Consider the following 399-nt stretch of genomic DNA (forward strand, 5'->3'; position numbering starts at 1 on the left):
GTCCTCGACCTGACCCGCGCGTTCCAGCCGGTCGGCACGACCTCGATCGCCGGAACACGGCTCGCGACCGGCGGTACCGCTTCACTGTCCGCGCCGATGGGCGACGCCGCGATCACGCCGATGGGCGCGGTGATCCTCGACGGCTATGGCCGGGCCTTCGCCGCCGAACTCGCGCAGACGATCCAGCGCACCGGGCCGCTGCGCCCGCTCGGCGGCTCGCTGCTGTCGTCCGGTCGCCACGTCGCCTTCGCCACGGGCCAGACCACGGCGTCGCTGACGCTCAGCCCGACCCGAAACGGCGGCGTCGCGACCGATCGACTCGCCCTGTCGCAGGGCGATGCCACCACCGCCCGCGCCATCGCCGGCACCGTCACGCAGCGGCTCAGCAAGGACCTGTCG

At 73.9% G+C, this 399-nt stretch carries 1 protein-coding gene; it reads left to right on the forward strand.

Translation table 11 applies throughout. The features are described 5' to 3' along the window. Positions 1-399, forward strand: a 399-nt coding sequence (locus tag AC0IYH_RS29625) for a hypothetical protein (protein WP_471837637.1), incomplete at both ends; no start/stop codon positions are given.

This window comes from Pseudomonas sp. AC463, assembly GCF_979253585.1.